This is a genomic window from Streptomyces sp. NPDC031111 (assembly GCF_055570675.1).
In genome coordinates this window covers 392,188-416,490 of record NZ_JBVIGS010000001.1, presented here as the reverse complement: position 1 = coordinate 416,490, position 24,303 = coordinate 392,188, and the positions used below count along the sequence as shown (strand labels likewise).

Genomic DNA, 24,303 nt, shown 5'->3' with positions numbered 1-24,303 from the left:
TCCTCGGGGGCGCCGACTCAGGCCGATCCGACGGACTGCTCCCGCAGGGCGGACACCACGCCCCACAGCGCGGCCGGGGTGGCGAAGGTGTCGGCCACCAGCTGGTCGTCCGGGACGGAGATCCCGTACGCCTCCTCCACCCGGACCAGGACCTCGACCATGGCCATCGAGTCCAGTCCCGCGGCCTTGAGGCTGGTGTCGGGGCGGAGGGGTCCCTTGGCGGCGAGCCTCGGGAGGGCGCCGTGCAGCAGCGCCTCGTAGGCCTCGTCCCAGGGCGCGGCGGTCTCGTCGGCCGGGGCGGCGCTCGCCGCGAGGTCGGTCGCGTCGGTCATGGCGGTGGTGTCCTCCGTAGCGGGTTCGGTGAGGGGCGCCACGGTGTCGCGGCGCAGGGCCAGCCGGGTGGCGGAGACGATGTCGCCGCCGTCGACGAGGACTTCGGCGGGGGCGGGGTGGCCGAGGAAGCCGAGCAGGCTCGCCGAGAGTCCGTACGCGCCGACGTTGGGGAAGGCCAGCAGGTCGCCGGGGCGCACCCCGGGCAGTTCGGCGGCGCGGGCGAGGATGTCGGCCGGGGTGCACAGGGGGCCGGCGAGGGTGATCGTGGCGGGTCCCTCGTCGTCCCCGTTCTCCTCCCGTTCGCGGGCGGGGGTGTCGAGCGGTTGCGCCTTCAGCGGCAGCAGCCGGCCGAGGCCGGAGAGGCCGCCCAGGTGGTTGATGCCGGAGTCGAGGACCGCGTACGCGGTGCCGCGGCTGTTCTTGACATCGGTCACGGTGGTCACCAGCAGGCCGCTGTCGCCGACGAGGTGGCGTCCGGACTCGAAGGCCACCACCGGCTCGCCGTCCCGCCAGCCCGGCAGGTGCTCGTCGAGCACGCCGGCCAGGGCCGTGCGCAGCCCGCGGTAGACGGGCCGCTCGCCGGGGGTGGCGTACGGGGCGGCGAAGCCCCCGCCGAGGTCAAGGAGGTGCAGCGGGATGCCCAGCTCCTCCTTCAGCCGGGCGGCGGTGCGGACGCTCTGGGCCAGTTCGGCGCAGAGGCTCTCCTCGTCGCGGGCGTTGGTGAGCGGGAAGAAGTGCATGCCGACGATGCGGGTGCCCCGGGCCAGGAGCCGGGCCTTGTGCTCGGCGAGGTCGTCGAGGTCGAACCCGAACTGGGAGGGGCCGCCGGTCATCCGCAGTCCGGCCTGGCCGGGCGCTCCGGCGGCGTTGATCCGCAGGACGCAGTCGGCGGTGACGCCCTGGGCGTCGGCGGCGGCGCCGATCCGCTCGAGGTCGCCGAAGGACTCGGCGGAGAAGGTGCGCATCCCCGCCGCGATCGCCTCGTCCAGTTCCGCGCGGACCTTGCCGGGTCCGGAGTACATCAGTTCCGACGCCGGGTGGCCGGACTCCAGGGCCGCGGCGAGTTCGCCGCGCGAGGTGACCTCGGCGCGGGCGCCGCCCCGGCGCAGTTCGGCGACCAGACCGGGGTGGGGGTTGGCCTTGAGCGAGTAGTAGATGCGGCTGGGCTGGGGCAGGGCGGTGCGCAGGTCCTCCAGTGCGGTGCGCACCCGGGCCAGGTCGTAGACGTAGAGCGGGCTGCCGTACCGCTCCACGAGCCGGCGCAGGGCCGGGGCGTCGGTGGGGTGCTCGGCGTGGTCGCGGTCAGTGGCCATCGTTGCCCTCCGTGAGCCGGCGGCGCAGCTCCTTGCGGTCGGTCTTGCCGTTGGGGGTGAGCGGGAGGGCGTCCAGGACATGGCACTCGTCGGGCACCTTGGCGGCCTCCAGGCGGTCACCGAGGCGGGACAGCACCTGCTCGGCGGTCAGTCCGGCGCGTTCGCCGACGACGAAGAGGACCATGTCGCGGTCGCCCTCCGGGACGAGCAGCGCCGCCTCGCGTACGCCGTCGATGTCCAGGACGGCGGCCTCGATCTCGACGGAACTCATGCGGGAGCCGCGCCTCTTGAAGAGGTCGTCCTTGCGTCCCTGGAAGTAGACGTGGCCGTCCTCGTCGAGCCAGCCGTAGTCACCGGTGTGCAGGGTGACCGGGCCGCCGTCCGGGTCGGGCCGGAAGCGCAGCGCGGTCTGCTCCGGGGCGCGCCAGTAGCCGGCCATCACATGCGGGCCGCGGACGCAGAGTTCACCGGTCTCGCGCGGCGGCAGCGGGCGGCCGTCGTCGTCGAGGACGAGGACCTCGGTGCCGGGCAGCGCGGGCCCGACGGAGCCGGGGCGGGCCAGGTCTCCGTCGGGTTCCAGGATGGTGATCCGCTTGCACTCGGTGGTGCCGTACATGGGCGCCACCGACGAGCCGGGGAAGGCCTCCCGCAGCGAGGCGATGAGCGGGGCGTTGAGGGCGGCGCCCGTGTTGGTGAACAGCCGGACGCGGGTGGGCCTCGGGTCGCGGGAGGCCAGCCGGACCAGCAGTTCCCCGAGCGACGGCACGAGGGGGACGACGGTCGCCCCGTGGTCGCGGGCGAAGCCCAGCAGCCGGGCGTGGTCGGCGGGTCCGGACAGCAGCAGCTCGGCACCGGCGAGGGTGCTGAGCATGATCTGGTAGAGGCCGTAGTCGAAGGAGAGCGGGACGGCGGTGAGCACGACGTCGTCCGGGCGGTAGTTGAGCCGCTCCTGGATGGCGCGGGCGGCGAACGCGACGGGGCCGTGCGGGCAGGCCACCGCCTTGGGCAGTCCGGTGCTGCCGGAGGTGTAGATGAGCAGGGCGAGCCGGTCGGCGGGGACCTCGCGCTGGGTGCGGGCGGCCGGGTCGGCCGGTCCGGACAGGTCCAGGTCGCCGACGGTGAGGACCGGGGTCCCGGCCGGCCAGTCCAGGCCGTCGGCGCCGGTGCGTTCGGCGTCCTCCGCGACGATCAGCGAGGGCGCGGAGTCGGCGAGCACGGCCTGGAGGTGGAAGGCCTTCATCCCGGGGTTGATCGGCACGAGGACCGCCCCGTGCCGCCAGGCCCCGTACAGCAGGGCGGCGAACTCGCGGACGCTGCCGACGCGGGCCAGCACCCGGTCGCCGGGGCGGACTCCGTGGCCGTTCAGGATCCGGGCGAAGGAGTCGGCGGCGGCGTCGAGTTCGGCGTAGGTCCAGGCGCCGTAGCGGTCCCGTACGGCCGGGGCGGCGGGGCGGCGGGCGACGGCCGCGGTCAGCAGCGCCTCGGCGGCGTTGTCGACGCGGGGGGCGGTGTCGGTGCCGACGGCGTTGTCGATCAGCGCGGCCACGGGGACGGATGCGAGCGCGGTCGCGGTCATCGCCGCACCTCCGGGGTCTGCGGGTCGGCGGCCTGGGTCGACCAGGACGGGGTGTGGAGGATCTCCAGGACGGCGCAGCCTGCGGTGCCGGGGCCCGCGGAGAGCATCAGTACGCGGTCGCCCGGGTGCAGCGCGCCGTTCTCGGCGAGGTCGTTGAGGGCGGCGAACTGGTCGCCCGCCCCGAGGTGGCCGGTGCGCCGGCCGAAGTCCCAGGTGGTGCGCTCCTCCGGCACCCCCAGCAGCTGCTCCGCCTGCCACTGCATCTTGCTGCGGCCGCCGGTCGGGATGACGACCCGGGCAAGGTCCTCGCGCGCGGTGTCCGCCTCGGCGAGGGCGTCCTCGATGGCCCCGGTCACCATGGCGACGAGCCGCTCGGCGGCCTCCCGGATGTTGCCCTGGGCGCGCAGGTAGTGGGCGAACCGGGCGGCGTGGTCGTACGGCTCCTGGGTGGGCTGCGGGGTGAGCCCGGCGCCCCGGGCGAGGGCCTCCATACGGTTGTCGGCCCGCGTCGCCGTGGACAGCACCCGGGCGAATCCTCCCTGGTTGGAGAGGACCAGGGCGGTGCCGCCGTCGGCGTACACCAGGCCCTCCTCGGCGCGCCAGCGGTCGATCAGCGGCGCGGCGAAGCGGTCGGCGGTGGTGAGCACGGCCGCGGCCGGGCCGGGCTCGGTGGTCAGGTGGCGGGCGGCGAGGTCCAGCGAGCCGATCGCCGCGCTGCACTCCTGCTTCACCTCGAACGCCGGCACGGCCCGGTGCACGGCGTGGTCGGCGACGTAGGACGCCACGGGCCACATGGTCTGGCCCTGGAACCAGACGTAGTTGTGCAGCAGCAGCCGTACGGTCTCCGGGTCGGTGCCGGACCGCTTGAGCGCGGTGGTGGCCGCCTGGACGGCCATGTCGGGCGGCGCGACGTCCTCGCCGGCCACCCGCACGGACAGCAGGCCGTCCGCTTCGTACTGCTCGGGGTCGTATTCACCCGCCTCCACGGCGGCGCGGGCGGAGTACGGTTCGGGGAGCCAAGCCCCCGTCCCCGCCACGTAGACGCTTTCCCAGCGCATGGTTCTCCCATCGTCGGTTGGCTCAACCCGCGGACGGCCGTACGCCGGACACGCACGTACGGACGGTCCGGGGGTCCGCCCTGCGGGGATCGTCGGCCCTGGGGCTTTGGCCCGGCTAAAAGACCTGGCCCGGCGGGACCGGTGATCACGGGGACAGGGGTGCGCCCCGGCCGCTGGGGCAGCCGGGGCGCGGGAAGCTGAGGTTCCGTCAGCCGGTGGTGGTCGGGGACGGTGCCGTTTCCTTGCGCGGGGGTGCCGCGGCGGAGCGGGCGGGGGCGGGCGGGGCCAGTGAGCGGGCCACGGGCAGCACGCACAGGACGAGGACCAGGGGCACGCACAGCGCGACGCGGAACGACACGGCCGCCCCGATGGATCCGATCAGGGGCGGGCCGACCAGGAAGCCCACGTAGTTGAAGAGGTTGATGCGGGCCACGGCGGTGTCCGGGGATCCCGGCAGGTGCTGGGCGCCGGCCACGAAGATCTGGGGCAGGATCACGGACAGGCCGGCGCCGAGCACGGCGAAGCCGAACACGCCGGTCCAGGGTTCCGGCGCGGCGGCCACCAGGGCGCAGCCCGCCGCCGCGAGCAGTGCCCCGGTGCGCACCACGACGGCCGCTCCCCAGCGCTGCACCCAGCCGTCGCCGAGCCCGCGGCCCAGCAGGGTGGCCGCCATGTACAGGGCGTACGGGACGGTGGCCATCGCCTCGGAGCTGTGCAGGGTGTCCTCGAGGTACTTGGCGCTCCAGTTGGTGGCGGTGGAGTCGGCGACGACGGACACGGCCATCACCAGGCAGAGCGGGAGCAGGGGCTTCCAGGGGATGCCGGAGCCGCGGCCGCCGGGGCGCGCGGCGGGTTCTGCGGACTCTGCGGGTCCGGCCGGTTCGGGGTCGTATCCCCGGGTGAGGTACGGGCCCGCCGCCATCGCGGCCGGCAGCAGCAGTACCACCGAGCCCGCGAACAGGGTGAACAGGGACAGGTCCCAGGTGGCGCCGGCCCAGGCCAGCGCGGCGCCGATGATGCCGCCGAGGCTCGCGGCGGCGTGGAAGCCGAGCATGATGCTGCGGCCGTGGCGGCGCTGGAGTCCTACGCCGGTCATGTTGACGGTCGCCTCCATGGCGCCCACCAGCAGTCCGAAGACCGTGAGACAGACGGTGAGTTGCCAGAGCGTCCGGCCCGCGCCGACGCCGGCGAGGGTCAGGCAGAGCGCCGGCTGGAGGATCCGTACCAGGACCGGCGCGGGCAGCCGGCGCACCACCCGTGAGGCGGTGACGCTGCCGACCCCGGCGAGGATCGGCACGGCGGCGAGGAACATCGGGAGCGCGGTGTCGCTCAGGGCGTACCGATCCTGGATGGCCGGGATACGGGTGACCAGCAGAGCGAAGACCGCGCCGTGGACGAGAAAGATCAACAGCAGTGCGGAGCGGGCCTGCCGCAGCCGTGCCGGGACCTCCATGGCACCCCCTTCGGTGTGTCGCCGCCGCTCACCCGAGGACGGCGCTGGCGCGACCGTATGGAGCGGGGCTGTAGCGCGGCTTGAGCGGTGGGCGTTGAGGGGTTCGCGCCGCAAGTGCGCCTTCAGGGGGGTTCGGGACGGTGGGGGCGGCCCCTGTGCCGACGTACTCACCCCGGACGACGTACTCACCCCGGACGACGGAGGACCGCCGCGATGACGGAGGACCGACTCACCCCCAGCGCCGATACCGCGGATCCCCGCCGCTGGTGGATCCTCGGCGTGCTCTCGCTCGCGCTGTTCGCGATCGTGCTCAACAACGGCCTGCTCAATGTGGCGATCCCCGCGATGATGCGTTCCCTGGACGCCGACATCGGGCGGATGCAGTTCATCGTGGACGGCTACGCGCTGGCCCTCGCCGGGGCGCTGCTGACCGCCGGGACGCTCTCCGACCGGTACGGCCACAAGCGCGCCACCCTGCTCGGCACCGCCGTCTTCGGCGTGGGTTCGGTGGTCGGCATGAGCGCGGACGGCTCCGGCCAGCTGGTCGCGGCGAGGGTGCTGATGGGGCTGGGCGCGGCGTTCATCATGCCGGGGACGCTGGCCGTCCTCGTCGATGTCTTCCCGCCGGGCGAACGGGCCCGCGCGATCGGCGTCTGGAGCGGTTCCTCGGCGCTGGGCGTCGCGGCCGGGCCCGTGGTCGGCGGGACCCTGGTCGGCCACTTCTGGTGGGGGTCGATCTTCCTGGTGAACCTGGTGCCGGTGGCCGTGGTCCTGGTCGCCGGGGCGCTGCTGCTGCCGGAGTCCCGCGACCGTTCACCGCGCCGGCCCGATCCGGTCGGCGCGCTGCTCGGTACGGCCGCGATGGTGGGGCTGGTCTTCGGCGCGATCCAGGCGGCGAAGCACGGCTGGACCGCGCCGGGGCCGGTCACCGGGTTCGCCGTCGCCGCCGTCGCGGGTGCCGGCTTCGTGCTGTGGGAACGCGGGCACTCCCACCCGATGGTGGACTTCGCGCTGTTGCGCCGGGCTCCGTTCATCGGGGCGAGCGTGAGCATTCTGCTGCTGATGTTCGGCCTGGCCGGGACGTTGTTCGTACTCACGCAGCGGCTCCAGTTCGGCCTCGGCTACGGGGCGTTGGAGGCGGGGCTCGCGGTGATGCCGGTGGCGTTCGCGGTGCTGCTGGGGACGCTGGTGTGCCCGGCGGTGGTGCGACGGGTCGGGCCGGGCGGGAGCGTGGCGATCGGTCTGGCCGTCGGGGCGGCGGGGATTCTCGTGCTGGCCCGGGTGGGCGAGGGGTATCCGCCGGTGCTCGGCGGGCTGGTCCTGGCCGGGGTCGGCTTCGGGCTGGCCATGGGGCCGACGACGGACGTGGTGATGTCCCTGGTGCCGCCGGAGCGTTCGGGTGCGACGGGGTCGCTGGACATGACGATGCAGGAGTTCGGCAACGCGCTGGGGGTGGCCGTGGTGGGGAGCGTCCTCGCCGCCGGCTACACGCGGGAGGTGTCGGGGACGAGTCTGCCGGAGCCGGCCGCCCGCACGCTGGAGAGCGCGCTCTCACTCGCCGAACGCACCGGTGGCACGGCGGGGGAGGCCATCGCGGCGACGGCCAGGGCGGGCTTCGACCAGGCGGCGGGGGCGGGTCTGACACTGGCGGCGGGGGTGGTGGCGGTGGGGGCGGTTCTGGCCGGTCTGCTGATCCCGGGGCGCAAGGGGGTGGCGTCCCTGACGCCGACGGTGCCGGCGGTCGACTCCGGCCGCGACACCACGCCGGCGCCCGTGTCCGCACACCGGAGCTGACCCCGTATCTCGCCCCCGCCGCCCCTTCCCGTCCCGAACCTGGGGCTCCGCCCCAGACCCCGCTCCTCAAACGCCGGAGGGGCTGAATTGCACCCCGGTCGGCTGAAATCAGCCCGTCCGGCGTTTGAGGACGAGGCCCGAAGGGCCGATGGGGGTTCGGGGGCGGAGCCCCCGGGGACGCAAGCCGGACGGCCGCCTCCCCTCGCGCCGGGAAGGCGGCCGTTCGTGTGGACTGGGGGTCAGTCTCCCGAGGCTCCCACCAGGACCAGGTCCGGTGCCGCTGCGTAGCGGTCCAGGACCTCCGCGAGGCGGTCCAGGAAGGTCGTCTCCTCGTCCCTGATGAAGAAGTGGCCCCCCGGCACCACCACGGTCTCGCTCCCCCGGGTGGTGTAGGCGTCCCACTCCCGTATCTCCGGGACCGTGACGAGCCGGTCCTCGGCGCCGGCGAAGGTGTGCAGCGGGACCGGCAGCGGGGTGCGGTCCACCTCGGGGGCACCGCTGCACAGCATCAGGTCCCCGCGAACCACGGGCAGCAGCGCCGACAGCCAGTCCGGCCGGTCCAGCAGTACCCGGGGCAGACCGCCCAGCATGGCCAGCCCGCGCACCAGTTCGCCGTCGTCCGACACATAGCCGTGGATGACCGGCGGGGCCGGCAGATGCGGGGCGCGGTGCGCCCCCAGCAGCAGCGCGTGGGGCAGTCGTGCGCCGCGCGCCCGGCGGTGCTGCGCCAGCGCGAAGGCGATCAGGGCACCCATGCTGTGCCCGTACAGCACATGGGGGTGGTCGAGTTCGTCGCCGAGTTCCCGGTCCAGGTCCGCCACGAGAGCGGTGAGATCGGTGAAGCGCGGCTCCGCCATGCGGGCCTCGCGGCCGGGGAGCCGTACCGGCAGTACCTCCACCGCGTCCCCCAGCCGGCGCTGCCATCCGGCGTAGGCGGAGGCACCGCCCCCCGCGTAGGGGAAGCAGAACATGCGGAGGCGGCCGTTCCGGTCCGTGTCACCACGCCTCAGATATCGCGTCATAGTGCCCCGTTCTCCTCTCGGTACGCGGTGGCCGGGTGAGGGCCGCGGCCCGCGCTGCCCCCAGCGTCGGCAGCGGCGCTTAAGGCGGGCCAAACGGCCGGAACGCAGCAACCGGGACGGGTACGGGAGGCGAGCGGGAGACGGAGCGGGTGTGCCGGGACGGTCAGGCGGAGGCGGGAGCCAGGTACGCCGCGGTCAGGCCCGCGCCGCCGGACGGTGCCGCGTCGGGGAGTTCCAGGCCCGGGTCGGCCCGCAGGATCGCCTGGTGCAGCCGCTGGAGCCGCGGTGAGGGCTCCATCGCCAGCTCCCGGACCAGGGTGCGGCGCAACCGCTGGTAGGAGCTCAACGCGTGGGACGGCCGTCCGCAGCGGTACAGCGCCAGCATCAGCTGGGCGTGCACGGTCTCGTGCAGGGGGTGCTGTGCGGCCAGGGCGGTCAGTTCGCCCAGCAGCGCGGCGTGCCGGCCGAGCCGCAGATCGGCCTCGACCCTGGCCTCCAGCGCGCCGAGCCGGGTCTCCTCCAGCCGTAACGCCTCGACCTCCAGCACCCGCCCTATCTGTACGTCCGCCAGGGCCGCGCCACGCCACAACGCCATGGCCCGGTGCAGCAGCCGGGAGGCCTCCGGCGCGGAGCCCTCGCGCAGCGCCGTCTGGCCGGCCTCGCACAGCCGCTGGAACTCCGTGGCGTCCTCGGCCGGCGCGATGTCCAGCGCGTAGCCGCCGTAGCGGGTGCACAGCACGTCCTTGGGCCCGCGGATCGCGCCCGGCCCCAGTGCCTGTCCGAGCATCCGGCGCAACTGTCGGATGTACGTCTGGAGGGTGGCGGGCGCGGTCCGCGGCGGCGCGTCGCCCCACAGTTCGTCGAGCAACGAGGAAACGGTCACCGCCTGTCCCGGACGCAGGGCCAGCAGGGCCAGTACCTGGCGCGGCTTGGCCGCGCTGGGCACCACGGACATGCCATCGAGTCGGGCGACGAACGGCCCCAGGACCCGGATCTCCATCGGTTCTCCTCCCACCAACCGCGAGGTTTCTTCGGGGCGCTCCACGATGGCACGGCCGGCCTCGCGCTCCCAGTGAGCCGTTCACCGCCCCGGTGTGATTCGCCAACGGCGCACCCCATGACGAACTCATGGGAGAGCCGTGAACGGAACACTGTCCTCACCCCCTCCCGCGATCGAACAATTTGGTCTGCCGGGCCGGTCACCACGGCCTCGGACAGCCAGTCGGACATCCAGTCAGGTCTCACGCGGAGGGCAACGTGTACGAAGGAATCTTTCCCGTTCCTCAGATCACGCCGGGCACGGACGGAACCATGGGAGCCGGTCTCCAGGCCGGTCAGGAGGCCCGGTTCGTGGAACTGGTCGCCTGTGCCTGGCTGGATCCCGAGCTGGCCGGCCGCTACGGGGCCGACGCCCGGTCGGTCCTCGCCGAGTTCGGCGTGACGCTCGCCGCCGGCCAGGAGCCCCCGGCGCTGCCCGACAACCCGATGGAGGAGCTGTCCATCGAGGAGCTCTCGCGTCCGGCGCCGCTGGCGCACGCGGCGGGCTGCCTGTGCTGGGCGGACGAGCCTGCGCCGGAGCCGGGCCTGACGACGGCCGGGGACCGGGCGGTCGCGAGGTGACCGCTGTCTTCGGTGAGCGTCCCGCGCGCGCACCGGCCGGCTCGAGCGGGCGGCGCGTGGGCTTCCGCAGCCATCTCAGGGCCGAGGTCGTCGCCGACGACGCCGCGTATCTGCTGTCCGACCGGGGGGTCACGGCGCTCCAGGGCGGCCGGGTGGAAGCCCTGGTGCCGCTGCTCGACGGCACCCGGGACCTGCCGTCGGTGCTGCGGGAGGCCGCTCCGGACATCCCGGCCGAGCAGGCGGGCCGGCTGATCGCGCGGCTGGCGCAGGCCGGTCTCGTGGGGTACGCCCCGGCCGAGCCCGGCGCCCGCGCCGGAACGGCCCGCGGTGCCGCCCGCGCGTACTGGGAGCTGGCCGGTCTGGACGGCACGGAGGCCCTCGACGGGCTGGCGACGGCCGCGCTGCGGGTGCTGACGGTGGGCGACGCGAGCTCCGACGGTGTGCTGGCGGCCTGCCGGGCCGCCGGGCTGTCGGTGGTGGGCGGCGACCTGTGGGGCGACGGCGCGGACGGGGGCGTGCGGACGGGCGCCCGCCAGCTGTCCGTCGTCGTCTGCGACGACTATCTGAACCCCGGGCTGCGTGAGATCGACGCCGCCCACCAGGTCACGGGGCGGCCCTGGCTGCTGGTCCGGCCGGGCGGGTCGGCGGCCTGGATCGGCCCGGTGTTCCGGCCGGGTTCCGGCCCCTGCTGGTCCTGTCTGGCCCACCGGCTGCGCGGGCACCGGACCAACGAGGCACCGGTGCGGCGGGCCCTCGGCCTGACCGGGCCGGTGCCCCGTCCCCCCGCCCGGCTGTCCTGCTCGGCGACCGCGGCCGCCGAACTGACGGCGCTGGAGGCGGCGAAGTGGCTGGCGGGCTACCGCTACCCGGGCCAGTCCTCGGTACTGACCCTGGACACCCTCACCCTGACGACCCGCCACCACGAGCTGCGCCGGCGCCCCCAGTGCCCGGACTGCGGCGACCCCGGTCTGGTCGCCGAGCAGGTGCGGCGCCCGGTGACCGTGGTCTCCCGGCCCAAGACGCCGTACGGCGCCGGCGGCCACCGCGCCTGTTCCACCCAGGACGTCCACGACGACTACCGGCATCTGATCAGCCCCGTCACCGGGGTGATCGAGGACATCCGCCGGGACCCGAGGGCACCGGCCGGCCTGCACTGCTACCTGGCCGGCCGCAACCCCGCGGTGGGCGGTGGCGACCTGGAGCGGCTGCGGGCCGGGCTGCGTCAGGTCAGTGGCGGCAAGGGAGTCACCGCGCTCGACGCCCGGGTGAGCGCGATGTGCGAGGCGCTGGAGCGCTACAGCGGCACCCTTCAGGGGGACGAGCCGCGGGTCCGGGACAGTCTGCGCGGCCTGGGCGAGGCGGCGGTGTCCCCCGACGCCTGCCAGTTGTTCGATCCCCGGCAGTTCCGTGACCGTGAGCGGTGGAACGCCCTGCACAGCTCGTTCCACCAGGTCCCCGAGCCCTTCGACGACCTGGCCCCGGTCGACTGGACGCCGGTCTGGTCGCTCACCGGGCGGCGGCAGCGGCTGCTGCCCACCGGGATGCTGTACTTCCCGGGCCCGGCGGACGGGCCGGTACCCGCGGTGGCGGGGCGCCGCTCGCTGCGCGCCGACTCCAACGGCTGCGCCGCCGGCAGCAGCCTCGAGGACGCGATCCTGCACGGCTTCCTGGAGCTCGTCGAACGGGACGCGGTGGCGCTGTGGTGGTACAACCGCACCCGCCAGCCCGGCGTGCGCCTGACCGGTCCCGGCGGTTTCGGCGACGCCTGGACGGCGGAACTGCTGGACGTCTACCGGTCCCTGAACCGCGACGTGTGGGCCCTGGACCTCACCTCGGACCTCGGTGTGCCGGTGTTCGCGGCCCTGTCCCGGCGTACCGACAAACCGGCGGAGGACATCATGCTGGGGTTCGGCGCGCACTTCGACCCGGCCGTCGCGCTGCGCCGCGCCCTGACCGAGATGAACCAGCTGCTGCCGGTGGTGGCCGACGCCCGGCGCGACGGCACCGGATACGGCTCCACCGCCGCGGACCTGCTCGGCTGGTGGTGGGGCGCCACCGTACGCAACCAGCCCCATCTGCTGCCCGACGGCTCGCACCCGGAGCGCGGCCCGGCCGACTTCGCCCACCGGCACAGCCCGGACCTCAGGGACGACGTCGACACGGCCGTGGCGCTGCTGCGGGACCACGGCATGGAGTTGCTGGTGCTCGACCAGACCAGGCCGGACATCGGCCTTCCGGTGGTCCGGGTGGTGGTGCCGGGCCTGCGCCATTTCTGGGCCCGGTTCGCCGCGGGCCGGCTGTTCGACGTACCGGTGCGGCTGGGCCGGCTGCCCGAGCCGACACCGTACGAATCCCTCAATCCCGTACCTCTGTTCGTCTGATCCCCGGTCCCACGATCTCCGTTCCTGCGATTCCCGTTCCTGCGATTCCCGTTCCGTCGATTCCTGCCCCCGACCCCCCGCGGCGCCCCCACCGCCGTCTCTTCGTGCCCCCCTCAGGAGTTCCCATGTCAGCCGAGAGCCCGTCCGGCGAGGTCCCCGGTGCGCCGGACGTCAGGCGCTGTGTCTCCCTCTGGTCGCTCCGCGAGGACGTCCTGGTCGACACGAGCGGTGCTACCGGTTCCGTCCTGCTCTCCGGGCGATGGGGGGAGGTGCGGCTGCGCGGCGTGGGACCCACGGTGCGTGAGGCGCTGCGCCGGATGAGCCTCGGCCCGATCTCGCTGACGAACGTGGCGGCCGAGCTGGTGCCGGCCGGCCCGGACCGCGCGCCGCGCGGGCTCGGTGTCGGCCCGTCCGCGGGCTCCAAGGCCGAGATCCTGGTGGTGCTGCACCGGTTGCAGCACATGGTCGTGCGCTCGCTGACCCTGGAGGGGGCCGACCGTCTGCTGCTGTCCGCCGTCCCGATCGCCCCGACGGCCCGCCTCCGGCCGGTGCCGGTGGGCCGTCGGCAGCCGGTGCGGCTGTCCCGGTTCGCGTTCCTGCGCAGCGAGGGGCAGGGCTTCGTCCTGGAGTCCCCGACCTCGCTGCACCGGGTGGTGCTGCACGGTCCGGAGGCCTCCTGGGTGGTCGGCATGCTGGGCCGCCCGGTCACCACCGAGGAGGTCGCGGCGGCCGTGCCGCTGACCGTCCAGACGGTCTCGGAGATCATCGCCCTGCTGGTCGCGACCGGCATGGCGGTCCCCGCCGCCACGGGCGGCCCCGACGGCACCGGGGACGAGGAGGCCCCGGCGGTGACCGCCGAGGGCTGTCCGGCCGCCCCGGACTTCGCCGAGGACCGGGATCCGGCGCTGCGCACCTGGTCCGCCGTGGACCTGCTCTTCCACAGCCGCTCCACGCTGGGCCGGCACGACGCCGACTTCGGCGCCACCTATCCGCTCGCCGAGGTCATGCCTCCCTCTCCCCCGGTCAAGCCCCTCCCGGAGGGCCCGCGCACGGTCCTGCCGAAGCCCTCGCTGAGCGAGGTGGCGGCGGCCGACCCGCCGCTGACCACCGTGCTGGAGGAGCGGCGCAGCATCCGTTCCTACGGCACGGACCGGCTCACCGTCGCCGCGCTGGGCGAGTTCCTCTACCGGGCCCTGCGGGTGCGCGGTCTGCGCGAGCACCGCGGCGACGGCCCGTCGGACGCGTACACCGACCGTCCCTACCCGAGCGGTGGCCGCGCGTACGAGCTGGAGTTCTACCTCACCGTCCGGGACTGCGCCGGCATCCCGGCGGGCATCCACTACTACGCCCCGCTGGAGCACTGTCTGGTGCGGATCGGTGACGCCGAGGAGGAGTCGGCGGTGTCGGAGCGGCTCGACGAGGCGCGGATCGTGGCGGGGCTGGCCGAGCCGCCGTCGGTGGTCATCACCATCACCTCGCGCCTGCACCGGCTGTCGTGGAAGTACAGCGGTCTCGCCTACGCGCTGACGCTCAAACATGTGGGCGCGGTGACCCAGAGCATGTATCTGATCGCCACCGCGATGGGTCTGGCGCCGTGCGCGCTGGGCAGCGGGGACGTCGAACTGGCGGCCCGTACCACCGGTACGGACTGGCGGATCGAGCCAGGTGTCGGCGGATTCGCGCTCGGCACACGACGCGAGGAGCGGCGGCCGCGGGCTCTCCCCAGGTCACCCGCTATTCGTTCATGAATCCTACATTCAAGCTTTCGAATTCATGCGCAATCCCTAGACTGAGGCCCTGAGCTGATCTCGTGGTGGGGGAGCACGCATGCAGCTGGCCGGATCGCCCTCGGGCAGAGGCTTCGGAAAAACCTCGGTCGAGACATCCGGTGCGGGTTCGGGTGACGCACCCGCGCTCTCGGCCGCGATGCGCATGCTGGGGGTCGGCGCTCCGCCGCCCCAGCTCGCCCTGAGTCTCGTCCTGACCGTGGAGTGCGGCTTCGTCCTGGTCGGCTTCCTGAACATCCTGGACGCCGAGCCCGGAGCGCTCGTCCTGGTCGCCTCGACCCTCGGCTTCGGCCTCATCTTCCTGCTGCAACTGGTCCACACCGCTTACCGGTTACGCCGCTTCCGGGAACGCTGGGGCAGATGGACCCTCGCCCTCCAGGCGCTGCTGACCTATCTGCCGTTGTTCGCCCTGGGGTTCGGCTGGGCCGGGATGGCCGGCTTCCTGGGCGCCTCCGTGCTGCTGGTGCTCCGGCCGGCCGTCGCGTGGCCGCTGTTCGGGGTCGTCGTCGCGACGGCCTGCGGCACCGGGCCGCTCCTGGACATGGACCCCGTCAACTCCGTGTACATCGCCGTGTCGACGGTCCTCACGGCACTGATCGTGTACGGGCTCAGCCAGCTCGCCCAGTTGGTGCTCGAAGTGCAGGAGGCCCAGCAGGACTTCGCGCGGCTGGCCGTCACCCAGGAGCGGCTGCGGTTCGCCCGCGATCTGCACGACCTGCTCGGCTACAGCCTGTCGGCGATCACCCTCAAGAGCGAGCTGGCCTGCCGCCTCGTCGGCGGCCACCCGGACCGCGCGCTGGACGAGCTGACCGGCATCCTGGAGATCTCGCGGCAGGCCCTGTCCGACGTGCGTACGGTGGCCCGCGGTTACCGGGAGATGTCCCTGGCCGTGGAGGCGGTGTCGGCGCGGTCGGTGCTGGAGGCGGCCGGGATCCAGGTGACGACGGAGCTGCGCGGTGAGCCGCCCGAGGGGGAGATCGACACCATCATGGCCACGGTGCTCCGTGAGGCCATCACCAATCTGCTGCGGCACAGCAAGGCGGAGAACTGCCGGATCGAGAGCTGGACCACCGACTCCGAGGAGATGGTCCTGGTCATCTCCAACGACGGGGCGCAGCGCGGGACGTCGAGCCGCTGGGACCTGTCGGCCGCCCCGGACGGCAGCGGCCTGGAGAACCTCCAGTACCGGCTGACGTCCGTCGGGGGCCGGCTCTCCTCCGGAGTGGACGAGACGGGTCACTTCGTACTGCGGGCCGAGGCCCCGCTGCGGCTTGCTTCCCGCAACACCGGCTGACCACAGGCCGGTTCGGCCTCACAGCCAGCCGTTGTCCCTGGCCAGTCTGATGGCGTCGACCCGGTTGCGGGCGTTGAGCTTGGTGACGACCGTCGTCAGATAGTTCCGGACGGTCCCCACCGACAGGAACAGCTGGCCGGCGATCTCCGCGGCCTCCGCCCCGTCCGCGGCCATCCGCAGCACCTCCACCTCACGCGGGCTCAGCGGGTTCTCACCGTTGTCGAAGGCCGCCAGGGCCAGTTGGGGATCGATCACCCGCTTGCCCGCCGCCACCTGACGCACCGCGTCGGCCAGCCGGTCCGGCGGCGCGTCCTTGAGCAGGAAGCCCCCGACCTGCGCCGCGAGCGCCTTGCGGAGCGTCCCGGGCCGGCCGAGGCTGGTGAGGATCAAGGTGCGGCACGACGGCAGCTGCTCGGCCAGCAGCTCCGCCGCGCTCAGTCCGTCCAGGCCGGGCAGGTCGACATCGATGACGGCGACGTCAGGGCGGCAGTCAAGTGCCCTGCCGACGATGACGTCACCGCGCTCGACCTCCGCGACCACTCGCAGGTCATCCTCCAGGGCCAGCAGGGCCACCAGGGCCCCGCGAACCATGTGCATGTCCTCGGCGAGCAGGATGCGTATCAATGCGCTCCCCCGTCGGGCTCGGATGGTGCTACCGATGCCTTTTGGCTGGAATATTACGGGACTGAGGGATTACGGGGGAGCGCGACGCGATTCTTATTGAAAGTTCAAACCCACTGGGCCACTTCGAGGCGCATCGCGGTGGTGACCGTCGTCTCCTGTACCGCCTCCACGGGGACCGCGGTGACGAAAGTGCCCAGCTCCTCGTCCCAGCGGAAGTTCTCGACCGACGCCCGCAGCCGGGTGATCCGGTCCAGTTCCGCGTAGTCCGTGAAGTCGGTGGTGATGGAGGCGACCGCCAGGCTGTACGGGTCGACGCCGTGCTGCCGGGCGACGGAGGCGACGGCCAGCTGACGCGCGGCCTCCATCTGGAGGTGGCCCGGCACATGGTCCAACGGGTGGTCGAACACGTGCGGATGGCCGGTATCGACCACCAACTGGGCGCTGTACGAGCTCGGTTCGCCCTCGACGACGGGATGGGTGACGAACACGTTGCGGGCGTCCCTGCGGCCCACGGCGGACGGTTCGGCGGCGGTGAAGCGCGGGAGCAGGAACCCGGGGTGGTCGGGCACCTGACGCCGGCCGCGCAGCGTGCGGTAGGCGGCCTTGGACAGGATCAGCAGCCCGCCCTCCCCCGTCAGGGCCGGCCTGCCGTCGACCAGGACGTCCCCGGTGAAGGTGAACCCCTGCACGCGTCCCGCCCGGTTGCGCCGGGCCCGTACGTCCACGGTCACCCGCAGGTCGGCCGGCCGACGGCCGATGCGCAGCGGCTCGAAGGCGACGGTGCGCAGCCGCAGGTTGCGGAAGATGAACACGGACTCCAGGCCCACGTCCAGATGGCGGTGGGCGATCAGGACACCGGCCTGCCGCACCACCTCCACCAGCAGGGTGAAGTCGTACAACGGGGAGCTCTCGCCGATCAGATGGCCGCGCGGGAGCTGCGCGGCGACGACGAACGAGTCCTCGCCGGTCGGGGCGGAGTCGGTGACGAAGACCTCGGCTATCGACGCTCTGTGCACCAGGGCACGGGGAACGGTCGCGTCGTAACTCAGCTCTATCTCAGGGGCGTTCTGCTCAAGGACGTTCTGCTCGACGGTGTTCTGCTCGACGGTGTCCACCGCGACGGTGGACGCGGGCGTGGATGCGGGCATGGGCATGGCGGGTCCTTCCGGAAGAGTTCGGTGGCGGGGGCGCGTCAGCGCGGGACGGCCGGCGCCGGCGTGGCGAGTGACGGACGGGACGGCACACGGGCGAGGAGGGCGTCGAGGCCGTCCGGGCCCGACCGGGCGGCGACGACACCGTCTGGCCGCACATACGCGCACCACGGGGCACGGGCCCCGGCCCACGTGTCCGTCCGTTCCCGTACGACGGCGAATCCGGCGCCGGTCGGCGGGACGTCACCCCCGTCCGTGTCCGCGGGCCGGATCCACAGCACCCGCGCCGTGTCCTCGGCACCCCGCTCCCGGAGCGCCGTCCAGGCCCGCGCGGCCCGCCGTCCCGCCTCGCCGTCGCCGTACACCAGCAGGGTGTGCCGTCCGGCGGCCAGATGGGCGTGCAGCGACGTCTCCGCCGTGCCGTGCACCGGGGTCAGCGACAGCTCGGGGGCGCGTCGGCCGGGACGCAGGGCGCGCGGGGCGGCCGAGGCGCCCGCGAGGTCGGCCACCGCCGGGCTCCCGGAGTGGTCCAGGTCGAGCTGCGCGAGCACCGGGAGGGCCTTCTTCTCCAGCAGACCGGCACCGGACAGCGCCCGCATCACGGTGTCGCGCAGCGTGCGGGCCAGCGGGCTGCGCAGCAGCCACATCCGGGTCTGCTGGTCGCCGTTCCTGACCGCCCGGACGGAGGCGGGGCGGCGCTCCGCCTCGTAGCTGTCGAGCAGGGCCGGATCACAGCCGCGGACCACGGCGGCGAGCTTCCAGCCGACGTCGTAGCCGTCCTGGACACCGGTGTTGAGTCCCTGGCCGCCGGCCGTGGTGTGGGCGTGCACCGCGTCGCCCGCCAGCAGTACGGGCCCTTCCCTGAACCGCGGGGCGACCTTGGCGTGCACCCGGAAGCGGCTGGACCACCGGACGTCCCGCAGCCGCAGTCCGCCCGGCCCGCGTTCGTCGAGGAGCCGCTGGAGCAGTTCCGTGGACGGGGGTTCGGTGCGTCCGTCGGGCTCCATGTCGAAGAAGACGCGGTGGCCGTCCGGCTGGGGGACGATCACCAGCACCCCGTCCGGGCTGATGTGGTGCCGCACCTCGGCCTCGGCGCCGGCGCCGTCCAGCCGGCCGTCGCCGATCAGGAACGTACGGTCGAAGGTGTGCCCCTCGAAGGGGATGCCGACGCTGTCGCGCACCAGGCTGCGGGCGCCGTCGGCGGCGACGAGCCACGGCACGGTCACCGTCTGCTCGCCGACGGCCGAGCGCAGCGTGACGGTCGCCGACTCGGCGGAGCCGCCGCGGTCCACCGTCACCGACACGACCTCGGTGTCCCACTCGACGGTGCCGCCGAGGTCGGTGAGCCGCTCGTGCAGCGCCCGCTCGGTGACCGGCTGCGGTACGCACAGCGGGCCCGGGAACGCGGTGTTCTCCAGCCCGCCGAAGCGCACGGCGCCGGTGCGCCGGCCCCGCGACCAGTACGACGCCCCGGCCAACGGCAGTGCGACGCGGGCGAGTTCGTCCGAGACGCCGAGGCGGCGCAGGCACTCCAGCGCGCCGCTCCACAGCACCAGCCCCTTCGGGGCGGTGCCGGGGCCCGGGCGCCGGTCGACGACGCGGCAGGGCACGCCGAGGTCCCACAGGGCGCAGGCGGCGGTGAGCCCGGTGGGCCCCGCGCCGACGATCAGAACCGGTGCGGTCATCGCGCCGCACCTCCCGTCGTCCCGGCCGGGGCCGGCGCGGCGGGGCAGCCGAGCAGTCCGGCGATCTCCTGGACGGCTGCGGCGGTGTCGGTGAACCGCACCGACCGGATGCCGAGTTCCTCCGCCGCCCGGCAGTTCTCCTCGGTGTCGTCGACGAACACGCAGCGCTCCGGGGTGGTGCCGAGCCGCTCCAGCAGGATGCGGTAGATCCGGGGGTCGGGCTTGCGCACGCCCTCCCGGTGCGAGTCCACGACGACGTCGAACAGCTCGTCCGCGGGGATCTGGGCCCGCCACAGCGGCTCCCATTCGCGGACGTTGTTGGTGAGCAGGGCGAGGCGGTAGCCGGCGGCGCGCAGGGAGCGCAGGAAGGCGAGGAACGGCTCGTTGGGCCGCCGGCCGCGGAACCAGAGCTCGCCGAAGCCCTGCCCGTCGGCGAGGATCCGGCCGGAGCCCTCGGGCAGTTCGGCCAGGATCCGGTCCACCATCTGCCGTTCGCTGATCCCGCCGGTCTCCAGGGCCGCCATCGGGGTCTCCCCGTGGCGTTCCGTGGCGGCGAGGAACGCCTGGGCGAGGTCGCCGGCGTCGATCCCGGCGAGGTCGGCGAAGGCGGCGAAGATCTCGACGAGCGGGTTCGTCAGCACTCCCCCGTAGTCGACGACGACCGTGTCGACGGCCATGGCGTCTCCCTCCGGTGCCGGGGCCGGGCGTGCGGACTGCGCACGCGGCCCGGCGGTTTGCGTGGATGTCATCGGACTGCTCCCCCTTTGCTCCGTGGATGCCCGGGCTCCCGCGTCGATACGACGGTGAACGGCCCGGGCCGGGACACGGCTGCGGCTGATCCGGGTGTGGGCTGGGCGGCGGTCGGGGGACGCGTCACGGATTCGCCGGTCCCCGTGGTCCGGCCGACCGCACTCTGTCGATCCGGTGTCCGCCCGACCGCGCGTCCCGGACACTAATGACGCCGGCTTGCGCGGCGCCAAAGCGAGATGCGGGAGGACCGGTTTTCGGTCCTCCCGCATACGTGGCCCACCTGCGCGGACCGCGCCGACCCGCGCCCGGGCCTGTGACCCTCACCGGTGCGCACGGCACGGGCTCGCGCCCGCCACCCGCAACCGTGCCGGAGGCACCGGCACACGCCGCGCGCACGGGGCGGGCCCGCGCCACGCTCGGGCGGTGACGCAGGCCGGCACCGTCGTCCGGAGCCGTGGCTCACGGAGTGCGCACGAGGCGGGCCCGTGCCACGCTCGGGTCGCGGCGCAGGCCCGCGCTCGAGGCCGGGCCGTCTTCACGGCCGTGGCTCGCGTGGGTGCCGGGCGGGGGTCAGCCGGCGGGTTTTCCCGCCGCCGCGCTGAGTGGGGCGGCGGGCTCGGCGGCCCGGTGGGCCGGTGTGTCCGGTTCGCGTGCGTCCGTCGGGGCCGGGTCCGCTGCGTCGCGTACCCGTGCGTCGGGCCCCGCGCCCGAGTCCCCGGGCTCCGGAGCCGGAGCCCGGCGGGCCGGGCCGCTCTCGCTGATGCCGATCCGTGCGTGCAGCCGGCGCAGCGGGCCGGGCGCCCACCAGCTCGCCCGGCCGGTGATGGACAGCACCGCCGGCACCAGCAGCGTGCGGATCACCATGGCGTCCATGAGGACGGCCAGGGCGACGCCCAGTCCGAGCATCTTCGTGTTGGTGATCCGGGACGTGCCGATGGCCACCATCACCACCGACAGGACCAGCGCGGCGGCGGTGATGACCCCGCCCGTGCCGCGCATGCCCGCCACGACGGCCTCCTTGTGGTCACGGCCGCGCTCCCGCTCCTCCTTGATCCGGGACAGCAGGAAGAGGCCGTAGTCCATGGAGAGTCCGAAGGCGAGACAGAACATCAGCACCGGCAGCGCCGTCTCGACGCTCCCGGTCGGGGTGAAGCCCAGCAGCCCGGACAGGTTGCCGTCCTGGAAGACCCACACCACGGCGCCGAGCATCGCGGTCAGGCTGAGCGCGTTGAGCAGCACCGCCTGCACCGGGATCAGCACACTGCCGGTGAGCAGGAAGACCAGCGCCAGCGTGGCGAGCACGATGATGGCGACGGCCCACGGCAGCCCGCTGCCGATGGCCTTCTGACTGTCGATCAGGGCCGCGGTCGTCCCGGCGGTGTACGTCGCGAAGGGCGCGTCCACCGCCCGTACGTCCCGCACGAGTTGCTTGCCGTCCTCGGAGATCGCCTCCACGCCGGGCACGACGGTCAGATACGCGATGTCTCCGGAGACCCGGCCCGGCTGCCCGGCGCCGACGGAGCGGCCGTCGGTGTAGCCCCCGGTCGGGGCGTCCACCCGCAGCACTCCGTCGAGCCGGGACAACTCCTCGGCGTACGCGCCCAGTTCGGCGGTTCCTGCCTGCCGGGTGACGACCTCGACCACACCGGTGGGGCTGCCCTGGAAGTCGTCCCTGATGTGTTCCTGCACCACCCGGGACTCGGCCGAGTCGGGCAGCTGCCGGTAGTCGGCGGTGCCGAAGTGGGCGTTCAGGAAGGGCGCGCCGAGCAGCAGCAGAACGGCGAGCGTGCCGGTGGCCACCAGCGGCGCCCGGCGCATCACCCACCCGGTCAGCCGGGCCCAGCCCGCTCCGGCCCCGTCGGCCCGGCCCTCCTCCCGCTTCCCCCGCCGTACGAGCTTGCGCACGTCCAGCGCGTCGACCCGCCGGCCGAGGACGGCGAGCAGCGCCGGCAGCACCAGCAGCGCGGACGCGGCGGCGAGCACCACCACGCTGATCCCGGCGTAGGCGAGCGACCGCAGGAAGTACAGCGGGAAGACCAGCATCGCGGCCAGCGCGACGGCCACCGTCGCGGCGGAGAACAGCACGGTCCGCCCGGCGGTGTTCAGCGTGGCGGCGAGCGCGCCGGGCATGTCCCGGCCGCGGGCCAGCTCCTCCCGGTAGCGGCGCACGATCAGCAGCGCGTAGTCGATGGCGAGGCCGAGACCGAGGGCGGTGGTGAGGTTGGTGGCGAAGACGGAGACGTCGGTGAACGAGGTCAGCACGCGCAGCACGGCGTTGGTGCCGAGGATCGCGATCACGCCGATGCCGATCGGCAGCAGCGCGGCGACGGCGCTGCCGAACACCACCATGAGGATGATCAGCGTGATGGGCAGCGCGATGAGCTCGGCGCGCACCAGGTCCTCGCTGATGAAGGTCTGCTGCTCGTGCTGGACCGCGACGCTGCCGCCGATCCGGACCGACAGGTCGCCCTGCCCGCCGTCGAAGTGCGGAATGATCCGCTCCTCCAGCGTGCGCTCGGCCGCCAGGTCGTCCCCGGTGAGCCGGGCGACGATCAGGCCCTCCCGGCCGTCCTCGGAGCGCAGGGCCTGGGAGCCGGTGTCCCAGTAGGAGGTGACACCCGTGACGCCGCGCTCGTCGGCGAGCCGGGCGGCGAGCTCCCGGGCCTGCCGGGCCACCCCGGCGTCGTCGACGCCCGCGTCGGCGCGGGCCAGCAGGACCAGGTTGGGGCGGGCGCCGGGGAACTCGCGTTCCAGGATCTCCGCGGCGTACGAGGACTCGGAGGACGGGTCGACGACACCGCCGCTGCCCCCGCTGCGCAGCCGGTCGGCCACCCCGCTGCCGAGGACCACCGCCCCGGCGAGGAGGAGCACGGTGAGCGCGAGCAGCAGACGGGGCCGGTTGCCGGTGAGGCGGGCCAGCGCGGTGAACAGTCCGGCGGGCGGCTGCTCGGTACGGGCGGGGGACGCGGAATCGGGCGGTGAACTGTCGTGAGGCAGGGGCGCCATGAAGGACTCCCGGTGGCAGGTCTGGGCGGGTGGGGTCGGTGTGGTGGCCGGGCAAGGGCGGGACGGCCCGCGCGGGCGCGGAGGGGGCGGTGTCCGGCACGGCCCGCCTCCGCGCGGCGGTGTGTCAGCGGCGGTGCAGCTGGAACTGGCCGGGTGTGGCCGACGGGATGCCGGTCAGGACCTCCCGGAGCCCGCCGCTGAGCACGTAGTCGCCGTACGGCGTGACCGCGACCGTCGTGGGGTCCTCGATCGGCCACGTCCGGTCCTGCACCGTGCGGGCGGAACGCCAGTTGTCGGTGGAGCGCAGCACCACGACGTGGTCCCTGCCCTGGCGTCCACCGGACAGCGACAGATCGTTGGCGGCGGCGACCAGGGAGCCGTCGGGGCGCAGCGCGATGCCGTCCAGGGAGGTCGGCGGGCGGTCCAGCCGGACCTCGCGGACCACCGGGCGCGTCGAGCGGGGGTGGTCGATGCGGAACAGCCGGCCGCCGTCGTACTTGGCCATGAGCAGGAACCCGGCGGGGTGGTGGACGATGCCGTTGGGTCCCGTGTCGGCGGTGGTGAAGCGTTCGTCGGTGATCACCCGGCGGACCGTGCCGTCGTGGCTCACTCGGGTCACGGTGTCGACACCGGTGTCGGTGACGTAGATGTCGCCGTGGCGTTCGTCGACGGCGACATCGTTGGCCCGGGGCATCTCGGCCCCCGCGGAGACGTCCACCAGGTGCCGCACGGCGCCGGTGGCCAGGTCGAAGACGCCCACGCCGGACACGGGGGGCAGCGAGGGGTCCACGATGCCCAGCAGCCGGCCGAAGTAGTCCGTGTACGCGGCCACCACACGGCGACGCCGGGCGTCCACCGTGATGCCGAGCACCGAGACCTGCGCGAACGGTGCCACCAGCGGGGTGACCGAGCCGTCCGGGCGTACGACGGAGATCGTGCCCTGGGTGCTCGACCCGACCAGGAACGCCTTTCTGGTCGGGTCCCAGGCAACGCCCTCCGGGTACAGGTTCGGGGCGGTGACAGTGAGCGTGCCCGGCAGCGGGCAGCGGGCGGCGGAGTGTCCGCCGCGCCCGCCTCGACCGGAGTGCGCGAAGGCGGGGAGCGGCGCGGCGGCGAGCGCCCCGCCCGCGGCGCCCACGGCGGCGAACCTGAGAAGGGTACGGCGGGAGGCCGGAACTGACGCGTCCAATGTGTGCTCCTTCAAGCGGAAGCGGGTGACGGCCGGCCGATACGCGGTGAAGGCGGGCAGGACGTTCGCCCGCGGCCGGGCACCAGGAGAAGAACAACCGATTCCGACTGCCCACCGGCCGCGACCCAGCGTCGCGATCCGTCCTGGAGAACCACTGGACCGTTGCTGAACCTGCGGGGCCCGCCCACCGTGGCTGGCCGACCTCGTGCGCTTTGGTCCGCCTCAAGGCCCGCTCTCTAGCGTCCCGGTCCGTCAGCGCACGGGGGA

General features: G+C 73.9%; 17 protein-coding genes. 5 read left to right on the top strand and 12 right to left on the bottom strand.

Features of this window, described 5'->3' with window-relative positions; translation table 11 throughout:
* Positions 1 to 17 precede the first annotated feature (17 nt).
* The 4 genes from ACZ470_RS01865 to ACZ470_RS01850 form a co-directional block, all read right to left on the bottom strand.
* Positions 18 to 1,646, bottom strand: a complete 1,629-nt coding sequence (locus ACZ470_RS01865) for a phosphopantetheine-binding protein (protein ID WP_468423474.1) — start codon at positions 1,644 to 1,646, stop codon at positions 18 to 20.
* Positions 1,636 to 3,222 carry a class I adenylate-forming enzyme family protein gene (locus ACZ470_RS01860; RefSeq protein WP_468423472.1) on the bottom strand — a complete coding sequence of 529 codons (1,587 nt, stop codon included), beginning with the start codon at positions 3,220 to 3,222 and terminating at the stop codon, positions 1,636 to 1,638. The genes ACZ470_RS01865 and ACZ470_RS01860 overlap by 11 nt, the downstream gene beginning before the upstream one ends.
* Entirely contained in the window at positions 3,219 to 4,280 is a 1,062-nt protein-coding gene (locus ACZ470_RS01855; RefSeq protein WP_468423470.1) for a ketoacyl-ACP synthase III family protein, read from the bottom strand. The genes ACZ470_RS01860 and ACZ470_RS01855 overlap by 4 nt, the downstream gene beginning before the upstream one ends.
* Positions 4,281 to 4,488: 208 nt before the next feature.
* On the bottom strand, positions 4,489 to 5,733 hold the full coding sequence (locus tag ACZ470_RS01850) for an MFS transporter (RefSeq protein WP_468423468.1): 1,245 nt from the start codon (positions 5,731 to 5,733) through the stop codon (positions 4,489 to 4,491).
* Between the two features lie 213 nt (positions 5,734 to 5,946).
* On the opposite strand from ACZ470_RS01850, the gene ACZ470_RS01845 reads away from it, so the two are divergent.
* Complete coding sequence (locus tag ACZ470_RS01845; RefSeq protein ID WP_468423466.1) at positions 5,947 to 7,527, top strand: MFS transporter; 1,581 nt, start codon at positions 5,947 to 5,949, stop codon at positions 7,525 to 7,527.
* Positions 7,528 to 7,766: 239 nt separating this feature from the next.
* Here the strand turns inward: ACZ470_RS01845 and ACZ470_RS01840 are convergent, their stop codons facing one another.
* Together ACZ470_RS01840 and ACZ470_RS01835 are read right to left on the bottom strand one after the other, a co-directional pair.
* Complete coding sequence (locus ACZ470_RS01840; RefSeq protein WP_468423464.1) at positions 7,767 to 8,549, bottom strand: thioesterase II family protein; 783 nt, start codon at positions 8,547 to 8,549, stop codon at positions 7,767 to 7,769.
* 163 nt (positions 8,550 to 8,712) lie between these two features.
* Positions 8,713 to 9,549, bottom strand: coding sequence for an AfsR/SARP family transcriptional regulator (locus ACZ470_RS01835; protein WP_468423462.1), 837 nt, complete (start codon positions 9,547 to 9,549; stop codon positions 8,713 to 8,715).
* A gap of 311 nt (positions 9,550 to 9,860) precedes the next feature.
* On the opposite strand from ACZ470_RS01835, the gene ACZ470_RS01830 reads away from it, so the two are divergent.
* The 4 genes from ACZ470_RS01830 (at position 9,861) to ACZ470_RS01815 (ending at position 15,631) form a co-directional block, all read left to right on the top strand.
* Positions 9,861 to 10,169 carry a TIGR04351 family putative TOMM peptide gene (locus ACZ470_RS01830; RefSeq protein WP_468423461.1) on the top strand — a complete coding sequence of 103 codons (309 nt, stop codon included), beginning with the start codon at positions 9,861 to 9,863 and terminating at the stop codon, positions 10,167 to 10,169.
* Positions 10,166 to 12,550, top strand: coding sequence for a TOMM precursor leader peptide-binding protein (locus ACZ470_RS01825; RefSeq protein WP_468423458.1), 2,385 nt, complete (start codon positions 10,166 to 10,168; stop codon positions 12,548 to 12,550). Before ACZ470_RS01830 ends, ACZ470_RS01825 begins: the two co-directional genes overlap by 4 nt.
* 125 nt (positions 12,551 to 12,675) lie before the next feature.
* Positions 12,676 to 14,298, top strand: a complete 1,623-nt coding sequence (locus ACZ470_RS01820) for a SagB/ThcOx family dehydrogenase (RefSeq protein ID WP_468423456.1) — start codon at positions 12,676 to 12,678, stop codon at positions 14,296 to 14,298.
* A 79-nt stretch (positions 14,299 to 14,377) separates the two neighbouring features.
* Complete coding sequence (locus ACZ470_RS01815; RefSeq protein ID WP_468423454.1) at positions 14,378 to 15,631, top strand: sensor histidine kinase; 1,254 nt, start codon at positions 14,378 to 14,380, stop codon at positions 15,629 to 15,631.
* 18 nt (positions 15,632 to 15,649) lie between these two features.
* Here the strand turns inward: ACZ470_RS01815 and ACZ470_RS01810 are convergent, their stop codons facing one another.
* From ACZ470_RS01810 to ACZ470_RS01785, 6 genes are all read right to left on the bottom strand, one after another.
* The gene (locus ACZ470_RS01810) at positions 15,650 to 16,255 is read right to left on the bottom strand and encodes a response regulator transcription factor (RefSeq protein ID WP_468423452.1); all 606 of its coding nucleotides are present in this window, start codon (positions 16,253 to 16,255) and stop codon (positions 15,650 to 15,652) included.
* Positions 16,256 to 16,359: 104 nt separating this feature from the next.
* Positions 16,360 to 17,409: a ScbA/BarX family gamma-butyrolactone biosynthesis protein gene (locus tag ACZ470_RS01805; RefSeq protein WP_468423450.1), complete on the bottom strand. Its 1,050-nt coding sequence runs from the start codon at positions 17,407 to 17,409 to the stop codon at positions 16,360 to 16,362.
* Positions 17,410 to 17,447: 38 nt separating this feature from the next.
* Entirely contained in the window at positions 17,448 to 19,091 is a 1,644-nt protein-coding gene (locus ACZ470_RS01800) for an FAD-dependent monooxygenase (protein ID WP_468423448.1), read from the bottom strand.
* A complete protein-coding gene (locus tag ACZ470_RS01795) occupies positions 19,088 to 19,768 on the bottom strand; it encodes an HAD family hydrolase (protein WP_468423446.1) in 681 nt (226 codons plus the stop codon). The genes ACZ470_RS01800 and ACZ470_RS01795 overlap by 4 nt, the downstream gene beginning before the upstream one ends.
* A 643-nt stretch (positions 19,769 to 20,411) precedes the next feature.
* A complete protein-coding gene (locus tag ACZ470_RS01790; RefSeq protein WP_468423444.1) occupies positions 20,412 to 22,847 on the bottom strand; it encodes an MMPL family transporter in 2,436 nt (811 codons plus the stop codon).
* Between the two features lie 124 nt (positions 22,848 to 22,971).
* Positions 22,972 to 24,036: an SMP-30/gluconolactonase/LRE family protein gene (locus ACZ470_RS01785; protein ID WP_468423442.1), complete on the bottom strand. Its 1,065-nt coding sequence runs from the start codon at positions 24,034 to 24,036 to the stop codon at positions 22,972 to 22,974.
* Positions 24,037 to 24,303: the final 267 nt, after the last annotated feature.

Coding starts and splice junctions, on each gene's coding strand:
- ACZ470_RS01865 (WP_468423474.1), bottom strand. CDS start 1,646: ATGGCCACTGACCGCGACCACGCCGAGCACCCCACCGACGCCCCGGCC.
- ACZ470_RS01860 (WP_468423472.1), bottom strand. CDS start 3,222: ATGACCGCGACCGCGCTCGCATCCGTCCCCGTGGCCGCGCTGATCGAC.
- ACZ470_RS01855 (WP_468423470.1), bottom strand. CDS start 4,280: ATGCGCTGGGAAAGCGTCTACGTGGCGGGGACGGGGGCTTGGCTCCCC.
- ACZ470_RS01850 (WP_468423468.1), bottom strand. CDS start 5,733: ATGGAGGTCCCGGCACGGCTGCGGCAGGCCCGCTCCGCACTGCTGTTG.
- ACZ470_RS01845 (WP_468423466.1), top strand. CDS start 5,947: ATGACGGAGGACCGACTCACCCCCAGCGCCGATACCGCGGATCCCCGC.
- ACZ470_RS01840 (WP_468423464.1), bottom strand. CDS start 8,549: ATGACGCGATATCTGAGGCGTGGTGACACGGACCGGAACGGCCGCCTC.
- ACZ470_RS01835 (WP_468423462.1), bottom strand. CDS start 9,549: ATGGAGATCCGGGTCCTGGGGCCGTTCGTCGCCCGACTCGATGGCATG.
- ACZ470_RS01830 (WP_468423461.1), top strand. CDS start 9,861: ATGGGAGCCGGTCTCCAGGCCGGTCAGGAGGCCCGGTTCGTGGAACTG.
- ACZ470_RS01820 (WP_468423456.1), top strand. CDS start 12,676: ATGTCAGCCGAGAGCCCGTCCGGCGAGGTCCCCGGTGCGCCGGACGTC.
- ACZ470_RS01815 (WP_468423454.1), top strand. CDS start 14,378: ATGCAGCTGGCCGGATCGCCCTCGGGCAGAGGCTTCGGAAAAACCTCG.
- ACZ470_RS01805 (WP_468423450.1), bottom strand. CDS start 17,409: ATGCCCATGCCCGCATCCACGCCCGCGTCCACCGTCGCGGTGGACACC.
- ACZ470_RS01800 (WP_468423448.1), bottom strand. CDS start 19,091: ATGACCGCACCGGTTCTGATCGTCGGCGCGGGGCCCACCGGGCTCACC.
- ACZ470_RS01795 (WP_468423446.1), bottom strand. CDS start 19,768: ATGGCCGTCGACACGGTCGTCGTCGACTACGGGGGAGTGCTGACGAAC.
- ACZ470_RS01790 (WP_468423444.1), bottom strand. CDS start 22,847: ATGGCGCCCCTGCCTCACGACAGTTCACCGCCCGATTCCGCGTCCCCC.